This window comes from Mycobacterium sp. IS-2888 (assembly GCF_001954215.1).
In the GTDB taxonomy this organism is placed as follows: domain Bacteria; phylum Actinomycetota; class Actinomycetes; order Mycobacteriales; family Mycobacteriaceae; genus Mycobacterium.
Map to the genome: position 1 here is coordinate 1 of NZ_MBET01000099.1, position 17,795 is coordinate 17,795.

Genomic DNA, 17,795 nt, shown 5'->3' on the forward strand with positions numbered 1-17,795 from the left:
GCCGCGCGCGTCGACGGCGCCACCGCCGGCGTGGCCCGACTCGATGCGCCCGATCCCCGCCAACAGGTTCCAGCTGATGCCGCACCCCGGGGCCTCGACGGCCATCTTCTGTTCGGCACTGCGGTAGGCCGTCAGCGCGATCATCGGGATGCCAAGTGCGCCGGGCGCGTTCACGATCCTCGGCGGCGGCGGTGCCGAGGCGGCTCCCGCGGCGACGTGGAAGGCGGTCGGCGCGTGGTCGATCGCGATGACGGCCGGGCCGGACAGGTCGGGCACGGCGGGGGAAACCGCAGCTACCGGGCTGATGACGGCGTGCACGGACGGGATCGGGCCTTTTCCGTGTAGCGGCGGAGCCGCCGCGCCAACCGCCCCGGCTAATACCAGCGGAGTGATCACCGCTACCCCGAATGCCGGTGTCCGCGTTACGCCGGCTGCCCGATTCGCGGCCGCCGCGGCGGCCGGGCGTGCACCCCAGCGTCCCCCTATGCGCACTCGACCGTCCTAAGTATGTGAGCTGTCGGATGAGTATGTGAGCTGCCGGAAACCTCTTCTTAGCCTCGTGAACTTGTCACCCTACATAACTCCCGTTACGGGAGTGGCGCAATGGTTGATTTGCGATTCATCTTGATTTCTTGGCGGCCCGCTCCAGGTCGTCGCGCGCCTGCGCGGTCTGTTCGTCCGGGGTTTCCCGCTGCAGATCGGTCAGCAAAGCGCGGAGATCCTCGAGCTCGTGACGCAAGTACTCGCGGGTCACCACCTCGCCGACGGCCAGGCGCAGCGCGGCCAGCTCCCGGGCCAGATACTCGGTATCGGCCTTGGTTTGCGCGGCGCGTCGGCGATCCTCTTCGAGCGCGACCCGGTCGCGGTTCTCCTGACGGTTCTGCGCAAGCAGAATCAGCGGTGCCGCGTAGGCAGCCTGCGTGGAGAAGGCCAGGTTGAGCAGGATGAACGGATACGGGTCCCAGCGCAGGGAGGCGGCGAATACGTTCAGCACGATCCACCCGATCACGATGATGGTCTGAATCAGCAGGTAGCGGCCGGTGCCGAAGAACCGCGCGATGGACTCGGTGATCTGGCCGACGGTCTCGGGGTCCAGCCGCGGCGAATACCTGCGCGACGTCCGCGGGGTATACAGCCTTCGCGGTGCCGTGGATCTGCTCACGCGGATCCTCCCAGTCGTTGTTCGATACGGCCGGCGGTGTCCAGCTGCTGCACGTCGACGCGCCAGTCGTGCGGCAGCAGGTGATCGAGCAGGTCGTCCACGGTTACCGCGCCCAACAGATGGTTCTGGTCGTCGAGCACCGGTCCGCATACCAGGTTGTAGGCGGCGAGGTAGCGGGTCACCGCGCCCAGGGGGGTCTCCGGTGTCAGGGTGAGCAGATCGCTGTCGACGATCCCCCCGACCAACTCCGCCGGCGCCTCACGGAGCAGTCGCTGCAACGAAATGCAGCCCAGGTAGCGCCCGGTCGGGGTGGCCGTCGGCGGACGCGCCACGAACACCATGGACGACAGCGCGGCGGTGAGGTCGGGGTCGCGGACCCGGGCCAGCGCCTCGGCGACCGACGTGTCCGGTGTCAGCACGACGGGGTCCGAGGTCATCAGGCCGCCCGCGGTGTCGGGGGAGTGCGTCAGCAGCCGACGCACCGGTTCGGATTCGTCGGGGTCCATCCGGGTCAGTAACATCTCGGCGTCGGTTGGATTCAGCACGCCGAGCAGGTCAGCGGCGTCGTCCGGGTCCATCTCCTCCAGCACATCGGCCGATCGGTCGGTGCCCAGCTGCGACAGCACGTCGGCCTGATCCAGTTCGGGAAGCTCCTGCAGCACGTCGGCCAGCCGGTCGTCGTCGAGTGCCCGCAGCACCTCGTAGCGCCGCTTGGGCGGCAGCCCGCGGATCGTGTCGGCGACATCGACCGGTTTTCGCCCGTCGAATTGCTCGAGCAGCTGGGCCACTCCCTGACCCGGCAACGCCAGCGCAGACGGTGTCAGTCCCTGCACGCTCTGCCAGTCCACGACGTGCACGGGGCCGCGCCGCCCCAGCCGTCGTTGGCCGCGGACGGCCACCCGGTGCACCATCCAGTCCCGGGTTCGCGTCTGCTCGATTCCCAGGTCGGTGACCACGACGTCGACGCCGGCCAGCTCCGGCAGTTCCGGGTCGTTGACCTTGACCGGGGTGTCGAGCACCTGGCCTATCACCAGGACCTCGCCCGGCCGCTGTTCGAAGTGACGCAGGGACACGTTGCCGGTGTTGAGGGTCACCGCGTTGGGCTCGATCGCGGCGACCCGCAGAATCGGAATGAAGATGCTCCGGCGGGTGGCCAGGTCGACGACCAGCCCCAGCACCCGCGGTTGCTGACGCACGATGCTGATGCTGATCACGACATCGCGCACGCGCCCGAAGTTCTCACCGAGTGGACCCAGCACCAACATTCGCGCGAGCCGCGCGGCGTACACCCGGTTGACCGATCCCATGCAACAGAGCCTAGGCAGCCGCTGGCCGCACGGCAGCCGCGGTGTCAGCGACCCGCGCCGCTAACGATGCATCGCGAAGATCGCGACGATCAAGACGACGATCAATGTGGCGACGCCGATCACTATGCCCGCGACCGCCAGGGCGTAGCCGTCTTGGTGAGTCCGCTTGATCTGGCCGAGTGCGATCGCGCCCAGCACGATGGCGAGGATCCCGCCGATGCAGCAGAACACGCCGGTGAACGACGAGATCAGGGAGGCGATCGCCAGCCCGTTCATCCCAGGCTGCATCTCCGGCGGCGGCCCATAACCCTGATAGCCCGGTGGGGGATAGCCAGGTTGGGGATAGCCCGGTGGGGGATAGCCAGGTTGGGGGTAGCCCGGCGCGGGATAGCCAGGTTGAGGGTAGCCCGGCGCGGGATAGCCCGGCGGCGGATAGTCCAGCGGCGGGTATTCCGGGGGCGGCCCGTAGGCGGGGGGCGGATACCCAGCTGGATAGCCGGGCGGGTAGCTCGGCGGTGGATAGGGCGGTGGGTAGTCCGCCGCGGGCGGCGGAGCCGGCGCATCCCAGGGAGGTTGCCAAGGCGGTTGCTCGCCGCCCGGCTCCGCCGCCGGAGGCGGACGCGCCGCGTCGTCGTGGGCGTTCTCGCCGCCGCCGGGAGCCGTCATGCCGATCAATCTAACCGCCACGCTGGTGGAGGGCGCGGCCGCAAGCCATCGATAGGGTGGGAGGGTCAGGGATGCAGCCGTTTCCAGGCCGGAGGAGAATGAGCGGCGATGACTAATCCATTCCAGCCCGGGCAGGTTCCCGGCGCGACGCCCACCGGCCCGGGCGCCGGGCGGCGCGGTGTGCCCGGATTGCCGACTCCCCCCAAGGGCTGGCCGGTCGGGTCCTATCCCACCTACGCCGAGGCGCAGCGGGCCGTCGACTACCTATCCGACCAGCAATTCCCGGTCCAGCAGGTGACCATCGTCGGCGTCGATCTCATGCAGGTCGAGCGGGTCACCGGCCGGCTTACCTGGCCCAAGGTGCTCGGCGGCGGGGTGCTCAGCGGCGCCTGGCTCGGACTGTTCATCGGGTTGGTGCTCGGCTTCTTCAGCCCGAACCCGTGGGCCGCGCTGGCCACCGGCCTAGTCGCCGGCGTGTTCTTCGGGTTGATCACCTCGGCGGTTCCGTACTCAATGGCCCGCGGCACAAGGGATTTCAGCTCAACGATGCAATTGGTGGCTGGCCGCTACGACGTGCTCTGCGATCCCCAAAACGCAGAGAAAGCGCGGGATCTGTTGGCGCGCCTGGCCATCTGACGCGCGGAGGCAGATCCAGTGAGTCGTCGCGGGCGCGCATTGGGCGCAATCCTGCTGGCGGCGTTGACGATCGCATCGATGTCGGCCTGCGGCTCGACCGGCCATCAGCTGGTGATCAGCTTCTACACGCCGGCCACAGACGGCGGGACGTTCGCCGAGGTGGCCCATCGCTGTACCGAAGAACTCGGCGGCCGGTTCGCCATCGCACAGATCAGCCTCGCCCGCGCGCCCGGCGAGCAGCGATTGCAGCTGGCCCGCCGGCTGACCAGTCGCGACCGCAGCCTCGACGTGATGGCGCTGGACGTCATCTGGACCGCGGAGTTCGCCGAGGCGGGCTGGGCGCTGCCGCTCTCCGACGACCCCGCCGGGCGGGCCGAGACCGACGCGACCGTCGATACCCTGCCCGGGCCGCTGGCGACGGCCCGGTGGAAGCACAAGCTGTATGCCGCGCCGATGGCTACCAACACCCAATTACTTTGGTACAGGCCGGATCTGGTCAATCAGCCGCCGAGCGATTGGAACGGTATGGTGGCCGAGGCGGCCCGGTTGCACGCGGCGGGGCTGCCCAGCTGGATCGCGGTGCAGGCCAACGAGGCCGAGGGGCTGGTGGTGTGGTTCAACACGCTGCTGGTGAGCGGCGGCGGTCAGGTGCTCTCCGAGGACGGCCGACAGGTCACCCTGACCGACACGCCCACCCACCGCGCCGCCACGGTCAACGCGCTGCGCATTCTCAAATCGGTGGCCACCTTGCCCGGCGCCGATCCGTCGATCACCCGCACCGACGAGGCCGCGGCGCGGTTGGCGGTCGAACAGGGTAGGGCCGCACTGGAAGTCAACTGGCCATTCGTGCTGCCGTCCATGCTGGAGAACGCGGTGAAGGGGGGCGTGGACTTCCTTCCGCTCAACCGGAATCCCGAACTGGCCGGCACGGTCAACGGCGTCGGCGCGTTCGTACCCAATGACCAGCAATTCCGCATCGCCTACGACGCCAGCAAGCAGGTGTTCGGTTTCGCGCCCTACCCCGGCATCGCGCCCGGCAGGCCGGCCCGGGTGACGATTGGCGGGCTCAACCTGGCGGTGGCCAGCACCACCCGTCACCGCGCCGAGGCGTTCGAAGCAGTCCGCTGCCTGCGCAGCCTGCAGAGCCAGAAGTACGTCGCGATCGCGGGCGGCCTGCCCGCCGTGCGGAGCTCGCTGTATTCCGATTCGCAATTCCAAGCCAAGTACCCGATGTACACCGTCATTCGCCAGCAGCTCACCGACGCCGCGGTCCGCCCCGCCACGCCGGCCTATCAGGCGGTGGCCATCCGGCTCGCGTCGACGCTGAGCCCCATCACCGAGATCGACCCGGACTTCACTGCCGACCGGCTCACCGCCCAGGTGCAGAAGGCCATCGACGGGAAGGGGCTGCTGCCGTGACCCGCGCCGGCGAGACCTCCGAACGGCGACTCGCATTCATGCTCGTCGCACCCGCGACGGTGCTCATGGTTGCGGTGACCGCCTATCCGATCGGCTACGCGATCTGGCTGAGCCTGCAGCGCAACAACCTGGCCACTCCCAACGACACCGCTTTCATCGGCCTGGGCAACTACCAAACGATCTTGAGCGATCGCTACTGGTGGACGGCGCTGGCCGTGACGCTGGCGATCACGGTGGTGTCCGTGTCTATCGAGTTCGTGCTGGGCCTGGCGCTGGCGCTGGTGATGCATCGCACGCTGGTCGGCAAGGGCGTGGTGCGCACCGCGGTGCTCATCCCGTACGGCATCGTCACGGTGGTCGCGTCGTACAGCTGGTACTACGCCTGGACGCCGAGCACCGGATATCTGGCCAACCTGCTGCCGCAGGGTAGTGCGCCGCTGACCGAGCGCATCCCGTCGCTGGGCATCGTCGTCATTGCCGAGGTCTGGAAGACCACGCCGTTCCTGGCGCTGCTGTTGCTGGCCGGTCTGGCCTTGGTGCCCGAGGATCTGCTGAAGGCTGCCCAGGTCGACGGCGCGGGCGCGTGGCGGCGACTGACCAGGATCATCCTGCCGATCATCAAGCCCGCGGTGGTGGTAGCGCTGCTCTTCCGCACGCTGGACGCATTCCGCATTTTCGACAACATCTACGTGCTGACCAACGGCGCCAACAACACGGGATCGGTGTCAATCTTGGGCTACGACAACCTGTTCAAGGGCTTCAACGTCGGCATCGGCTCGGCGATCAGCGTGCTGATCTTCATTTGCGTGGGTGTGATCGCGCTCGTCTACATCAAAGTCTTCGGCGCCGCGGCACCGGGCGGTGGCGTCGATGGATAGGCGCCGCACCGCCGTGTGGGCGGTCGTCGACACGGCCGTGGTGGTGTACGCGCTGCTTCCGGTGCTGTGGATTCTCGGCCTGTCGCTCAAACCGACGTCAACGGTCAAGGACGGCAAGCTGATTCCGTCGTCGGTGACGTTGGCCAACTATCGCGGCATCTTCCGGGGCGACATCTTCAGTTCGGCGCTGATCAACTCCATCGGGATCGGATTGATCACCACCCTGATCGCGGTCGTGCTGGGTGCGATGGCGGCCTACGCGATAGCCCGGTTGAACTTTCCCGGCAAGCGCGCGCTCGTCGGCGCCGCGCTGTTGATCACCATGTTCCCGGCGATCTCCTTGGTCACGCCGTTGTTCAACATCGAGCGGTTCCTCGGCTTGTTCGACACCTGGCCGGGCTTGATCCTGCCCTACATCACTTTCGCGTTGCCCCTTGCCATTTACACGCTATCGGCGTTCTTCCGGGAGGTGCCCTGGGATCTGGAGAAGGCGGCCAAGATGGACGGCGCGACGCCGGGGCAGGCTTTCCGCAAGGTCATCGTCCCGCTCGCGGCGCCCGGACTGGTGACCGCGGCGATCCTGGTGTTCATCTTCGCGTGGAACGACCTGCTGCTGGCGCTATCGCTGACCGCCACCAGGGCCGCGATCACCGCGCCGGTGGCGATCGTGAACTTCGGTGGCAGTTCGCAGTTCGAGGAGCCGACCGGATCGATCGCGGCAGGTGCCGTCGTGATCACGATCCCGATCATCGTCTTTGTTCTAATCTTCCAACGACGGATTGTCGCCGGGTTGACTTCTGGCGCTGTGAAGGGGTAGCGCGATGGCCGAGATTGTGCTGGAGCACGTGAACAAGACGTACGCCGACGGGGCAATAGCGGTGCAGGACCTGAATGTCACCATCGCCGACGGCGAGTTCCTGATTCTGGTCGGGCCTTCGGGCTGCGGCAAGACGACGACGCTGAATATGATTGCCGGGCTTGAGGATATCTCGTCGGGCGAGTTGCGTATCGACGGCGAGCGGGTCAACGAGAAGGCGCCCAAGGACCGCGACATCGCAATGGTGTTCCAGTCCTACGCGCTTTATCCGCACATGACCGTGCGGCAGAACATCGCCTTCCCGCTGACACTGGCGAAGATGAAGAAGCCCGACATCGCGCAGAAGGTCTCCGAGACCGCCAAAATTCTTGACCTGACCGAGCTCCTGGACCGCAAGCCGTCCCAGTTGTCGGGTGGGCAACGGCAGCGCGTCGCGATGGGCCGGGCAATTGTGCGCCATCCCAAGGCTTTCCTGATGGACGAACCGCTGTCCAACCTGGACGCCAAGCTGCGGGTTCAGATGCGCGGCGAGATCGCCCGACTGCAGCGCAAGCTGGGCACCACCACCGTCTACGTCACCCACGACCAGACCGAGGCGATGACGCTGGGAGACCGCGTGGTGGTGATGCACGGCGGTGTCGCCCAGCAGATCGGCACCCCCGACGAGCTCTACGAGCGCCCGGCCAATCTGTTCGTCGCGGGTTTCATCGGCTCGCCCGCGATGAATTTCTTCCCCGCCACCCTGACACCGACGGGACTCACCCTGCCCGTCGGGGAGGTGACGCTGACGCCGGACGTCCAGGAGACCATCGCGGCGCACCCCGAACCGGAAAACGTCATTGTCGGGGTGCGACCCGAGCATCTGGCCGATGCCGCGCTGATCGATGCCTACCAACGCATCCGGGCGCTGACCTTCGAGGTCAAGGTCGACTTGGTCGAATCGCTGGGCGCCGACAAGTACCTGTACTTCACCACCGCGGGCCCGGCCGTGCACGCGGCTCAGCTGGACGAGCTGGAGGCGCAGGGCGAAGTGCACGAAAATCAGTTCGTGGCAAGGGTTCCCGCAGAGTCGAAGGCCGCGATCGGAGGCTCGATCGAGTTGGCGTTCGACACCACCAAACTCGCTGTCTTCGATGCGGACTCCGGGGTCAACCTGACCGTGCCACTACCCGAGTGACACAGCAGCTGGATCAGGTGCGCGCGCATCTGCGCCGCTACTTCGCCGACGCCGGGATCGAGTCCGAGCCCGATTCGGCGAGCGTGACATTTCTGGGCACCGAGACCATCGAGGTGTTGCGGTTCCGGGGCGACGGATTGACGCACTATGTGTCGCTGGGCTGTTCGCGCCATCCGATGGGCGACCCGACCGAAATCGTCGTCGACCATTTGCGCGGCCCACGCGCCGAGGTCGTGCTGCGGCTGCGAGATCCCGGTCCGGTCACCGGCATCGCTCGCAGCCTTGCCATCCTGGCGGCCACGCCCGCCGTCGACGGCGTGATACTGGCCGCCGACGCGCTGATCGACCTCGGCTCGCCGTTGTGGGCGCGGCCCTCGGGGCGCGTGCCGTTCACCGCGGTGTTGTTGGGCCGCAGCGACATTCCGGATCTGCCGCTGGAGCCGCCGCGCGACCCGGTCGAGTTTTTATCGGCGACCCCCATCACCGCGACCGAAGCGGCCTGGGTGCGGCTCAAGGGCGCCGAGGCCATGCGTCAGGCGTGGCAGAACGACGGCGTGGACGTGCTGGATCCGAATCGCCCTGCGGCGCAACCCAACTGATGTGCTTCATCGAGTGTGTGCCCACGGCGACCTGGACGCACACTCGCAGCCCTGTAAGCACACTCGACGCATTGGTGCGGGGCACTTCGCGCTACAGCCAGTTGTTCCTGCGGAATTGGAAGTACAGGACCAGGCAGGAAACGATCATCAAGGCCATGATGGCTGGATAACCCCACGTCCAGTTCAGCTCGGGCATGAAATGGAAGTTCATCCCGTAGATGGCCGCGACCATGGTGGGGACCGCCAAAATACCGGCCCAGGCCGCCATCTTGCGCATGTCGTTGTTCTGTTGCATGCCGACTCGGGCCAACGCGGCCTGCACCAGCGAGTTGAGCATGTCGTCATAGCTGGCGATCTGATCCGCGGCCGCGGTTTGGTGGTCGATGACATCGCGCATGTAGCGCCGGACTTCCTTGCTGATCAGGTCCTTGCCCTCGGTCTGCATGCGCTGGAACGCGGCCGACAGCGGGTTCACGGACCGGCGCAGCTCGACGACCTCCCGTTTGAGCAGATAGATCGGCTCGACATCGAGCTTGCTGCCCGGCGCGAACGCGACGACCTCGATGCCGTCGATGTCGGTCTCCATCAGCGCGGTCACCTCGAGATAGTGATCCACGACGTGGTCGGCGATGGCGTGCATCACCGCGAACGGACCCAACTGCAAATGCTCGGGCTCGGCGTCCAACCGCTTGCGCACGTCCGACAGGCCGCCGTGCTCGCCGTGGCGGACGGTGATCACGAAGTTCTTGCCGACGAAGATCATCACCTCGCCGGTTTCGACGATCTCGTGAGCCAGCACCACGGACTCGTGCGGCACGTAGTTGACCGTCTTCAAGACGAGGAACATCGTGTCGTCGTAACGCTCCAGCTTTGGTCGCTGCTGGGCACACACCGCGTCCTCGACCGCCAACGGGTGCAGCCCGAAAACGTCCGCGATCTCCTGCATGTGGGTCTGGTCGGGCTCGTACAGCCCGATCCACACGAACGCCGACTGGCCGGTGACTTCGATTTCGCGGACCTTGTCCAGCGCGGCCGTATAGCTGTACTTGCCCGCTATCCGGTGCCCTTCGACGTAGACACCGCAGTCGACCAGCGGCTCGGCGGGCCGCGGCTCGGGGTGCGCATGCTGATGTGTGGGCTGCGGCTTCGCGATCGGTCTCAGCGCTTCCGGCAACGCGTCGAATCCCTGGAACACCTCAACCTCCAATCACTGCGCAGGCCTGGGCGAGCGGTGGTCAATGCTACGCGTCCGGGCACGACAAGGCAGGAGACAAGGCCGAAAAGTGCCTGGCAGCCGCGGGTGCATGACTGCCGCCGCGTGGGGGTGCGCTAGTTTCGACGCGGACCGAAATACCCATGAACCGACTTTCTCCATAGGAGTACCAGAAGTGAGTGCAAGTCCTCTGAAGGTCGCCGTCACCGGCGCCGCCGGCCAGATCGGCTACAGCCTGTTGTTCCGCCTGGCCAGCGGTTCGCTGCTGGGGCCCGAGCGCCCGATCGAGCTGCGGCTGCTCGAGATCGAGCCGGCGCTCAAGGCGCTCGAGGGTGTCGTGATGGAGCTCGACGACTGCGCGTTCCCACTGCTGGCGGGTGTCGAAATCGGCGCGGACCCCAACAAGATCTTCGACGGCGTGAACCTGGCGCTGCTCGTCGGCGCACGTCCGCGCGGGCCGGGCATGGAGCGCAGCGACCTGCTGGAGGCCAACGGCGCGATCTTCACCGCGCAGGGCAAGGCGCTCAACTCGGTTGCCGCCGACGACATCCGCATCGGCGTCACCGGCAACCCGGCCAACACCAACGCACTGATCGCGCTGAGCAACGCGCCGGACATCCCGAAGGAGCGCTTCTCCGCGCTGACCCGCCTCGACCACAACAGGGCGATCTCGCAGCTGGCCAAGAAGACCGGTGCGGCCGTCACGGACATCAAGAAGATGACGATCTGGGGCAACCACTCGGCCACCCAGTACCCCGACATCTTCCACGCCGAGGTCAAGGGGAAGAACGCGGCCGAGGTCGTCGGCGACCAGAGCTGGATCGAGGACGACTTCATCCCGACCGTCGCCAAGCGCGGCGCGGCGATCATCGACGCGCGCGGCGCCTCGTCGGCCGCCTCGGCCGCTTCGGCCACCACCGATGCGGCCCGGGATTGGCTGCTGGGCAGTCCGGACGGCGACTGGGTCTCGATGGCCGTCGTGTCCGACGGCTCGTACGGCGTGCCGGAGGGCCTGATCTCGTCGTTCCCGGTGACGACCAAGGACGGCAACTGGAGCATCGTCACCGGTCTGGAGATCGACGACTTCTCCCGCGGCCGCATTGACAAGTCGACCGCCGAACTGGCCGACGAGCGCAAAGCGGTCACCGAGCTTGGCCTGATCTGACCCAGGTCCCAAATTAGGCCTACTAACGGGTAGTCAGTACCCTGGGCCCGTGTCCGAATTGCTTGAATCGATACAGACTCGCTCCGAGGACGGCGTCATCACCGACGCGGACATCTTCGAGGCACATGTAGGCGGCAAGCTTTCCCTAGGCCTGACGACCCCGTTGGACACGCAGCGCGCGCTGTCGATCGCCTACACCCCGGGCGTGGCGCAAGTCAGTCGTGCGATCGCCGCCGACCACACCCTGGCGTCGCGCTACACGTGGGCGAGCCGACTGGTGGCCGTGGTCAGCGACGGCAGCGCGGTACTGGGCCTCGGTGACATCGGACCGGCCGCGTCGCTGCCGGTGATGGAAGGCAAATGCGGGCTGTTCAAAGAGTTCGCCGGGCTGGACGCGATCCCGATCGTGCTGGACACCAAGGACCCCGACGAGATCATCGACACCTTGGTGCGCCTGCGCCCGACGTTCGGTGCGGTGAACCTGGAGGACATCTCCGCGCCGCGCTGCTTCGAGATCGAACGCCGCGCCGTGGAAGCGCTGGACTGCCCCGTGATGCACGACGACCAACACGGCACGGCGATCGTCGTGCTTGCGGCACTGATGGGCGCCAGCAAGGTCCTGGGCCGTGACATGTCGAGCCTGCGCGTGGTGGTATCGGGCGCGGGCGCGGCCGGCGTGGCCTGCTCGAAACTTCTTCTCGCAACGGGCGTTTCGGATATCACCGTGCTCGACTCGCGTGGCATCCTGCACACCGGCCGCGACGACATGAACGTCGTCAAGGCCGACCTGGCGCGATGCACCAATCCCGACGGTCTCACCGGCGGCATGGTTGAAGCGCTCGCCGGGGCCGACGTGTTCCTCGGGCTGTCGGCGGGTGTGGTTCCCGAAGAATTGATCGCCACCATGGCACCCGGCGGAATCGTGTTCGCGCTGTCGAATCCCGACCCGGAAATTCACCCCGACGTCGCCGCCAGGTACGCGGCGGTGGTGGCCACCGGCCGCAGCGACTTCCCCAACCAGATCAACAACGTGCTCGCGTTCCCCGGGCTCTTCCGCGGCGCGCTGGACGCCGGCGCTCGCCGAATCACCGAGAGCATGAAGATCGCCGCGGCCGAGGCGATCTTCTCGGTCGTCAGCGACGACCTGGCGCCCGACCGGATCGTCCCGAGTCCGCTGGATCTGCGTGTCGGGGAGGCGGTTTCGGCCGCGGTGGCCACCGCCGCTGACAGTCCGGGGTGAAAACCCGCCGGCCGGTAGCGCCGCTGATCGCCGCCGCACTCGCTGTGCTTCTCTGGGCGGCCGGCTGCGCGACCCACACCCAGGACCACCGCCCGGCGCCCGAGTTGGTGGTCGGATCCGGCCGCGACTCGCAGTCGATACTGCTGGCCGCCGTCTACGCCGCCGCCCTGCATTCCTACGGCTTCGGTGCGCGAACCGAGGCGGCCGACGACCCGATGGCGCGACTGGACTCCGGCGCGGTCACCATCGTCCCCGCGTTGACCGGTGAGGTGCTGCGGACCCTGCAGCCCGGCGCGGCGGCGCTCTCCGACGCGGCCGTCTACCGCGCGATGATCGCGGCGTTGCCCGAGGGCGTCTTGGCGGGCGACTACACCACCGCCGCCGAGGACAAACCCGTGCTGCTGGTGAGTCAATCCACCGCGAAGGCCTGGGCCGGAACCGATCTCAGCGCGGACCTCAGCGCACTGCCGAAACACTGCGACGGGCTGACTCTCGGCATCGTCGCCGGCCGCCATGCGCCCGCGTCGGTCGGCACCTGCCGGCTCCCCACGCCACGCGAATTCCCGGATGGCACAACGATGTTCGCCGCCGTGCGGGCCGGACAGCTGACCGCGGGATGGACCACCACCGCCGATCCGGCCATTCCCGGCGACCTCGTCGCGCTGGCCGACGGGAAGCCGGCATTGATCCAGGCCGAAAACGTGGTGCCGCTGTATCGCCGGAATGCGCTCAAAGACCGGCAATTGCTGGCGATCAACGAAGTGGCCGGCGTGCTGGACACCGCGGCCCTGGCCGACATGCGCCGGCAGGTGGACGGCGGCGCCGACCCGCGTGCGGTGGCCGGCGGGTGGTTGGCCGAACACCCGCTGGGCCGCTGAGGGTCAGGGCTTGGGCATCAAGCGGCCCATCACCGGGCCGAACAGCTGCTGGTAATACGGGCCCGCCACCCGCACCATGACGTCCAACAGCTTGGCGTCCGTGCCGACCAGCACCCGGGCCTTCTTCTTGCGGACCGCCTCGAGGATGATCTTGGCTGCCCGCTCGGGGCTGGTCCGGGCCAGTCGCTTGTCGAACAGCTTGGCCAGGTCGTCGCGGTCGAGGCCCTCGGCGGCGGTGGCGTTGCGCGCGATCGCGGTCTTGATGCCGCCGGGGTGCACCGTCGTCACCGCCACCGGGTGGCGGGCCAGGTTCATCTCCTGTCGCAGCGCCTCGGTGAAGCCGCGGACGGCGAACTTCGCCGCGTTGTACGCCGCCTGGCCCGGCACCGAGAACAGCCCGAACACGCTCGAGATGTTGACGACGTGGCCGTCGCCGGAGGCGATCACGTACGGGAGAAATGCCTTGGTGCCGTTGACGACTCCCCAGAAGTCGACGTCCATCACCCGTTCGATGTCCTTGAACTGGCTGATTTCGATGTCACCGGTGAAGGCGATGCCGGCGTTGTTGTAGATCTGGTTCACCTTGCCGAAATGCTCGTTGACCGCCTCGGCGTAGGCCAGGAAGGCCTCGCGCTCGGTCACGTCGAGCCGGTCGGATTTGACCGGCGCGCCGATCGCCTTCAGCTGCTCCTCGGTCTGCGCCAGTCCTTCGGTGTCGACGTCGCTGATCGCCAGCTTGGCCCCCGAACGTCCCAGCTCGATGGCCAGCGCCTGCCCAATACCCGAACCCGCGCCGGTCACCACCGCGACCTTGCCGGCGAATCCCTGCATGAGCACCCTCCTCGTGTCGGCTCCCGTTGAGGTTAACCGGTACCCGGGGTATCGGCCGCACCGGGCCGAAGAGCTCAGCCGAACGCGGTGTCGATGATCTCCTGCTGCTCGACGGCATGCACCTTCGACGACCCGGACGAGGGTGCCGACATCGCCCGGCGGGAGATGCGCTTGAGGCCGGTCAGCTTGTCCGGGAGCAACTCGGGCAGTTCCAGGCCGAACCGCGGCCAGGCGCCCTGGTTGGCCGGCTCCTCCTGCACCCAGAAGAATTCGCCGGCGTTCGGATAGCGGTCGAGGGTTTCGTTCAGCCGGCGTTTCGGCAGGGGCGCGAGCTGCTCGATGCGCACGATCGCGACGTCGTCCCGGTTGTCCTTGGCCTTGCGTGCGACCAGCTCGTAGTAGATCTTTCCGCTGGTCAGCAGGATCCGCCGGACCTTGCCGCGATCGCCGATGCCGTCCTCGTAGGTGGGTTCCTCCAGCACCGAGCGGAACTTGATCTCGGTGAAGTCCTTGATGTCGCTGACCGCGGCCTTGTTGCGCAGCATCGACTTCGGCGTGAACACGATCAGCGGACGCTGGATTCCGTCGAGCGCGTGCCGGCGCAACAGGTGGAAGTAATTCGACGGCGTCGACGGCACCGCGATCGTCATCGAACCCTCCGCCCACAGTTGCAGGAAGCGTTCGATCCGGGCGGAGGTGTGGTCGGGTCCCTGCCCCTCATGGCCGTGCGGCAGCAGCAGGACCACGTTGGACAACTGGCCCCACTTGGCCTCACCGGAGCTGATGAACTCGTCGATGATCGACTGCGCGCCGTTGACGAAGTCGCCGAACTGCGCCTCCCACAGCACCACCGCGTCCGGGTTGCCCACGGTGTAGCCGTACTCGAAGCCCACGGCGGCGTACTCGGACAGGGGGGAGTCGTAGACCAGGAACTTGCCGCCGGTCGGGCTGCCGTCGAGGTTGGTCGCCAGCAGCTGCAACGGCGTGAATTCCTTGCCGGTGTAGCGATCGATGATCACCGAATGCCGCTGGGAGAAGGTGCCCCGCCGGGTGTCCTGTCCGGACAGCCGCACCAGCTTGCCCTCGGCCACCAGCGACCCCAAGGCCAGCAGCTCGCCGAAGGCCCAGTCGATCTTGCCCTCGTAGGCCATCTCCCGGCGCTTCTCGAGCACGGGCTGCACGCGCGGGTGCACGGAGAAACCCTCCGGCACCGCCAGGAACGCGTCGCCGATGCGGGCCAGCAGCGACTTGTCCACCGCGGTGGACAGCCCCGCGGGCACGATCTGGTCGGCCTCGACCGAGGCGCTCGGCTGCACGCCGTGCTTCTCTAGGTCGCGGACCTCGTTGAAGACCCGCTCCAGTTGGCCCTGGTAGTCGCGCAGCGCGTCCTCGGCCTCCTTCATCGAGATGTCGCCGCGGCCGATCAGGGCCTCGGTGTAGCTCTTGCGGGCGCCGCGCCTGGTGTCGACGACGTCGTACATGATCGGGTTGGTCATCGACGGGTCGTCGCCCTCGTTGTGGCCACGCCGCCGGTAGCACAGCATGTCGATGACGACGTCCTTCTTGAACTTCTGCCGGAAGTCCACGGCCAGCCGCGCCACCCACGCGCACGCCTCCGGGTCGTCGCCGTTGACGTGGAAGATCGGCGCCCCGATCATCTTGGCGACGTCGGTGCAGTACTCGCTGGACCTGGAGTACTCCGGCGCGGTCGTGAAGCCGATCTGGTTGTTGACGATGATGTGGATGGTGCCGCCCACGCGATAACCGGGCAGCAGGGCCATGTTCAGTGTCTCGGCGACCACACCCTGGCCGGCGAAGGCGGCGTCCCCGTGCAGCATCATCGGCACCACCGAGAAACCGTCTTCGCTGTCGCCCTTGTCCAGCAGGTCCTCCTTGGCGCGGACCAGGCCTTCCAGCACCGGGTCGACGGCCTCCAGGTGCGACGGGTTGGCGGTCAGCGATACCTGAATGTCGTTGTCGCCGAACATCTGTAGGTACACGCCGGTGGCGCCGAGGTGGTACTTGACGTCGCCGGAGCCGTGCGCCTGCGACGGGTTCAGGTTGCCTTCGAATTCGGAAAAGATCTGCGAGTACGGCTTGCCGACGATGTTGGCCAGCACGTTGAGCCGGCCGCGGTGCGGCATTCCGATGACCACTTCGTCCAGGCCGTGCTCGGCGCACTGGTCGATGGCCGCGTCCATCATCGGGATCACGCTTTCGGCGCCCTCCAGCGAGAACCGCTTCTGCCCGACGTACTTGGTCTGCAAGAAGGTTTCGAAGGCCTCGGCCGCGTTGAGCTTGCTCAGGATGTATTTCTGTTCGGCCACAGTCGGTTTGACGTGTTTGGTCTCGACCCGCTCTTCCAGCCACGCCTGCTGCTCGGGCTCGAGGATGTGGGTGTACTCCACGCCGATGTGCCGGCAGTAGGCGTCGCGCAGCAGGCCCAGGATGTCGCGCAGCTTCTTGTACTCGGCCCCGGCGAAGCCGTTGACCTTGAACACCCGGTCGAGGTCCCACAGCGTCAGGTCGTGGGTCAGCACCTCGAGGTCGGGGTGGCTGCGGAAGCGACTGCCGTCCAACCGCAGTGGGTCGATGTCGGCCATCAGATGCCCGCGGTTGCGGTAGGCCGCGATCAACTCCATGACGCGGGCGTTCTTGTCGACGATCGAGTCGGGGTTGTCGGTGCTCCACCGGATCGGCAGATACGGGATGCTCAGCTCGCGAAAGATCTCGTCCCAGAAGGCATCCGAGAGCAGCATCTCGTGAATGGTGCGCAAGAAGTCGCCGGATTCCGCGCCCTGGATGATGCGGTGGTCATACGTCGAAGTCAGCGTGATCAGCTTGCCGATACCCAGCTCGGCGATGCGTTCCTCGCTGGCGCCCTGAAACTCGGCGGGGTATTCCATCGCGCCGACGCCGATGATGGCGCCCTGCCCGGACATCAGCCGCGGCACCGAGTGCACGGTGCCGATGGTGCCGGGGTTGGTCAGCGAAATCGTCACTCCCGCAAAGTCTTCGGCGGTCAGCTTGCCGTCGCGGGCGCGCCGCACGATGTCCTCGTAGGCGGAGACGAACTCCGCGAACCGCATGTTTTCGCAGCCCTTGATGCCCGCGACCACCAACGAGCGCTTGCCGTCCTTGCCCTGCAGGTCGATCGCCAGGCCCAGGTTGGTGTGGGCGGGTGTGACCGCGGTGGGCTTGCCGTCGACCTCGGCGTAGTGGCGATTCATGTTCGGGAAACTCTTGATCGCCTGCACCAGCGCATAGCCCAGCAGGTGGGTGAAGGAGATCTTGCCGCCGCGGTTGCGCTTGAGCTGGTTGTTGATGACGATCCGGTTGTCGATCATCAGCTTGGCCGGAACGGCCCGCACGCTGGTCGCCGTTGGCACGTCCAACGAGGCGGACATGTTCTTGACGACGGCCGCGGCGGCGCCACGCAGTACCTGCAACTCGTCGCCCTCGGCCGGCGGGGGAGTAGGGGCTTTGGCCGGTGCCGCGGGCACCGCGGCGCCATTGCCCGCGGGTGGTGTGGGCTTGGCTTCTGGCACAGCCGGCTTGGCTTCTGGCGCAGCGGTCTTTGCTTCGGCCTGTCCGTCGGCCGGCGCGCTCGGGGGTGTGTCGGAGGCGGGCTCGGGGTTGTAGTCGACCAGGAACTCATGCCAGCTCGGGTCCACCGACGACGGGTCGTCGCGGAACTTGCGGTACATTTCCTCGACCAGCCATTCGTTTTGCCCGAATGGTGAACTTATGTTGCTCACGGCCGCTGTTCGCCTCAATTCCTTTGTTTTGCAAGCGCATTGCGCGGCG

15 protein-coding genes and 1 pseudogene are annotated in these 17,795 nt (G+C 67.1%); 9 read left to right on the plus strand and 7 right to left on the minus strand.

Going from position 1 to position 17,795, the window contains the following annotated elements; genetic code table 11:
* From A5745_RS18830 to A5745_RS18845, 4 genes and pseudogenes are all read right to left on the minus strand, one after another.
* Positions 1–492: pseudogene (locus A5745_RS18830) on the minus strand (hypothetical protein); the annotation flags it as partial.
* A 127-nt stretch (positions 493–619) separates the two neighbouring features.
* On the minus strand, positions 620–1,162 hold the full coding sequence (locus A5745_RS18835; protein ID WP_076118032.1) for a DUF1003 domain-containing protein: 543 nt from the start codon (positions 1,160–1,162) through the stop codon (positions 620–622).
* The gene (locus A5745_RS18840; RefSeq protein ID WP_076064019.1) at positions 1,159–2,469 is read right to left on the minus strand and encodes a magnesium transporter MgtE N-terminal domain-containing protein; all 1,311 of its coding nucleotides are present in this window, start codon (positions 2,467–2,469) and stop codon (positions 1,159–1,161) included. Before A5745_RS18840 ends, A5745_RS18835 begins: the two co-directional genes overlap by 4 nt.
* Before the next feature lie 60 nt (positions 2,470–2,529).
* Positions 2,530–3,135, minus strand: coding sequence for a DUF4190 domain-containing protein (locus A5745_RS18845; protein WP_076118034.1), 606 nt, complete (start codon positions 3,133–3,135; stop codon positions 2,530–2,532).
* Positions 3,136–3,243: 108 nt separating this feature from the next.
* Here A5745_RS18845 and A5745_RS18850 point away from each other — a divergent pair, with 108 nt between their 5' ends.
* The 6 genes from A5745_RS18850 (at position 3,244) to A5745_RS18875 (ending at position 8,661) form a co-directional block, all read left to right on the plus strand.
* Positions 3,244–3,771, plus strand: coding sequence for a general stress protein (locus A5745_RS18850; RefSeq protein WP_076064014.1), 528 nt, complete (start codon positions 3,244–3,246; stop codon positions 3,769–3,771).
* A 78-nt stretch (positions 3,772–3,849) separates the two neighbouring features.
* Complete coding sequence (locus A5745_RS18855; RefSeq protein WP_083662992.1) at positions 3,850–5,190, plus strand: extracellular solute-binding protein; 1,341 nt, start codon at positions 3,850–3,852, stop codon at positions 5,188–5,190.
* A 38-nt stretch (positions 5,191–5,228) separates the two neighbouring features.
* Positions 5,229–6,068, plus strand: coding sequence for a carbohydrate ABC transporter permease (locus tag A5745_RS18860; protein WP_076118309.1), 840 nt, complete (start codon positions 5,229–5,231; stop codon positions 6,066–6,068).
* Positions 6,061–6,885 carry a carbohydrate ABC transporter permease gene (locus A5745_RS18865; protein ID WP_076118307.1) on the plus strand — a complete coding sequence of 275 codons (825 nt, stop codon included), beginning with the start codon at positions 6,061–6,063 and terminating at the stop codon, positions 6,883–6,885. Before A5745_RS18860 ends, A5745_RS18865 begins: the two co-directional genes overlap by 8 nt.
* A 4-nt stretch (positions 6,886–6,889) precedes the next feature.
* A complete protein-coding gene (locus A5745_RS18870; RefSeq protein WP_076118039.1) occupies positions 6,890–8,062 on the plus strand; it encodes an ABC transporter ATP-binding protein in 1,173 nt (390 codons plus the stop codon).
* Positions 8,059–8,661: a suppressor of fused domain protein gene (locus A5745_RS18875; RefSeq protein ID WP_076118041.1), complete on the plus strand. Its 603-nt coding sequence runs from the start codon at positions 8,059–8,061 to the stop codon at positions 8,659–8,661. Before A5745_RS18870 ends, A5745_RS18875 begins: the two co-directional genes overlap by 4 nt.
* Before the next feature lie 91 nt (positions 8,662–8,752).
* Here the strand turns inward: A5745_RS18875 and corA are convergent, their stop codons facing one another.
* Positions 8,753–9,856, minus strand: coding sequence for a magnesium/cobalt transporter CorA (gene corA / locus A5745_RS18880; RefSeq protein ID WP_076118311.1), 1,104 nt, complete (start codon positions 9,854–9,856; stop codon positions 8,753–8,755).
* Between the two features lie 193 nt (positions 9,857–10,049).
* Between corA and A5745_RS18885 the strand changes: the two genes are divergently transcribed.
* Genes A5745_RS18885 through A5745_RS18895 form a run of 3 tightly spaced genes read left to right on the plus strand, consistent with a single transcriptional unit; the run spans position 10,050 to position 13,157 of the window.
* Positions 10,050–11,039 carry a malate dehydrogenase gene (locus tag A5745_RS18885; RefSeq protein ID WP_076064006.1) on the plus strand — a complete coding sequence of 330 codons (990 nt, stop codon included), beginning with the start codon at positions 10,050–10,052 and terminating at the stop codon, positions 11,037–11,039.
* A gap of 49 nt (positions 11,040–11,088) precedes the next feature.
* Positions 11,089–12,279: an NADP-dependent malic enzyme gene (locus A5745_RS18890; protein WP_076064004.1), complete on the plus strand. Its 1,191-nt coding sequence runs from the start codon at positions 11,089–11,091 to the stop codon at positions 12,277–12,279.
* Positions 12,276–13,157 carry a glycine betaine ABC transporter substrate-binding protein gene (locus tag A5745_RS18895; protein WP_076118042.1) on the plus strand — a complete coding sequence of 294 codons (882 nt, stop codon included), beginning with the start codon at positions 12,276–12,278 and terminating at the stop codon, positions 13,155–13,157. Before A5745_RS18890 ends, A5745_RS18895 begins: the two co-directional genes overlap by 4 nt.
* Positions 13,158–13,160: 3 nt before the next feature.
* On the opposite strand, the gene A5745_RS18900 is transcribed toward A5745_RS18895, so the two are convergent.
* Positions 13,161–13,988, minus strand: a complete 828-nt coding sequence (locus A5745_RS18900; protein WP_076063998.1) for an SDR family oxidoreductase — start codon at positions 13,986–13,988, stop codon at positions 13,161–13,163.
* Positions 13,989–14,062: 74 nt separating this feature from the next.
* Complete coding sequence (locus tag A5745_RS18905) at positions 14,063–17,746, minus strand: multifunctional oxoglutarate decarboxylase/oxoglutarate dehydrogenase thiamine pyrophosphate-binding subunit/dihydrolipoyllysine-residue succinyltransferase subunit (RefSeq protein ID WP_076063996.1); 3,684 nt, start codon at positions 17,744–17,746, stop codon at positions 14,063–14,065.
* Positions 17,747–17,795: the final 49 nt, after the last annotated feature.

Coding starts and splice junctions, on each gene's coding strand:
- A5745_RS18840 (WP_076064019.1), bottom strand. CDS start 2,469: ATGGGATCGGTCAACCGGGTGTACGCCGCGCGGCTCGCGCGAATGTTG.
- A5745_RS18845 (WP_076118034.1), bottom strand. CDS start 3,135: ATGACGGCTCCCGGCGGCGGCGAGAACGCCCACGACGACGCGGCGCGT.
- A5745_RS18850 (WP_076064014.1), top strand. CDS start 3,244: ATGACTAATCCATTCCAGCCCGGGCAGGTTCCCGGCGCGACGCCCACC.
- A5745_RS18855 (WP_083662992.1), top strand. CDS start 3,850: ATGTCGGCCTGCGGCTCGACCGGCCATCAGCTGGTGATCAGCTTCTAC.
- A5745_RS18860 (WP_076118309.1), top strand. CDS start 5,229: ATGCTCGTCGCACCCGCGACGGTGCTCATGGTTGCGGTGACCGCCTAT.
- A5745_RS18865 (WP_076118307.1), top strand. CDS start 6,061: ATGGATAGGCGCCGCACCGCCGTGTGGGCGGTCGTCGACACGGCCGTG.
- A5745_RS18870 (WP_076118039.1), top strand. CDS start 6,890: ATGGCCGAGATTGTGCTGGAGCACGTGAACAAGACGTACGCCGACGGG.
- A5745_RS18900 (WP_076063998.1), bottom strand. CDS start 13,988: ATGCAGGGATTCGCCGGCAAGGTCGCGGTGGTGACCGGCGCGGGTTCG.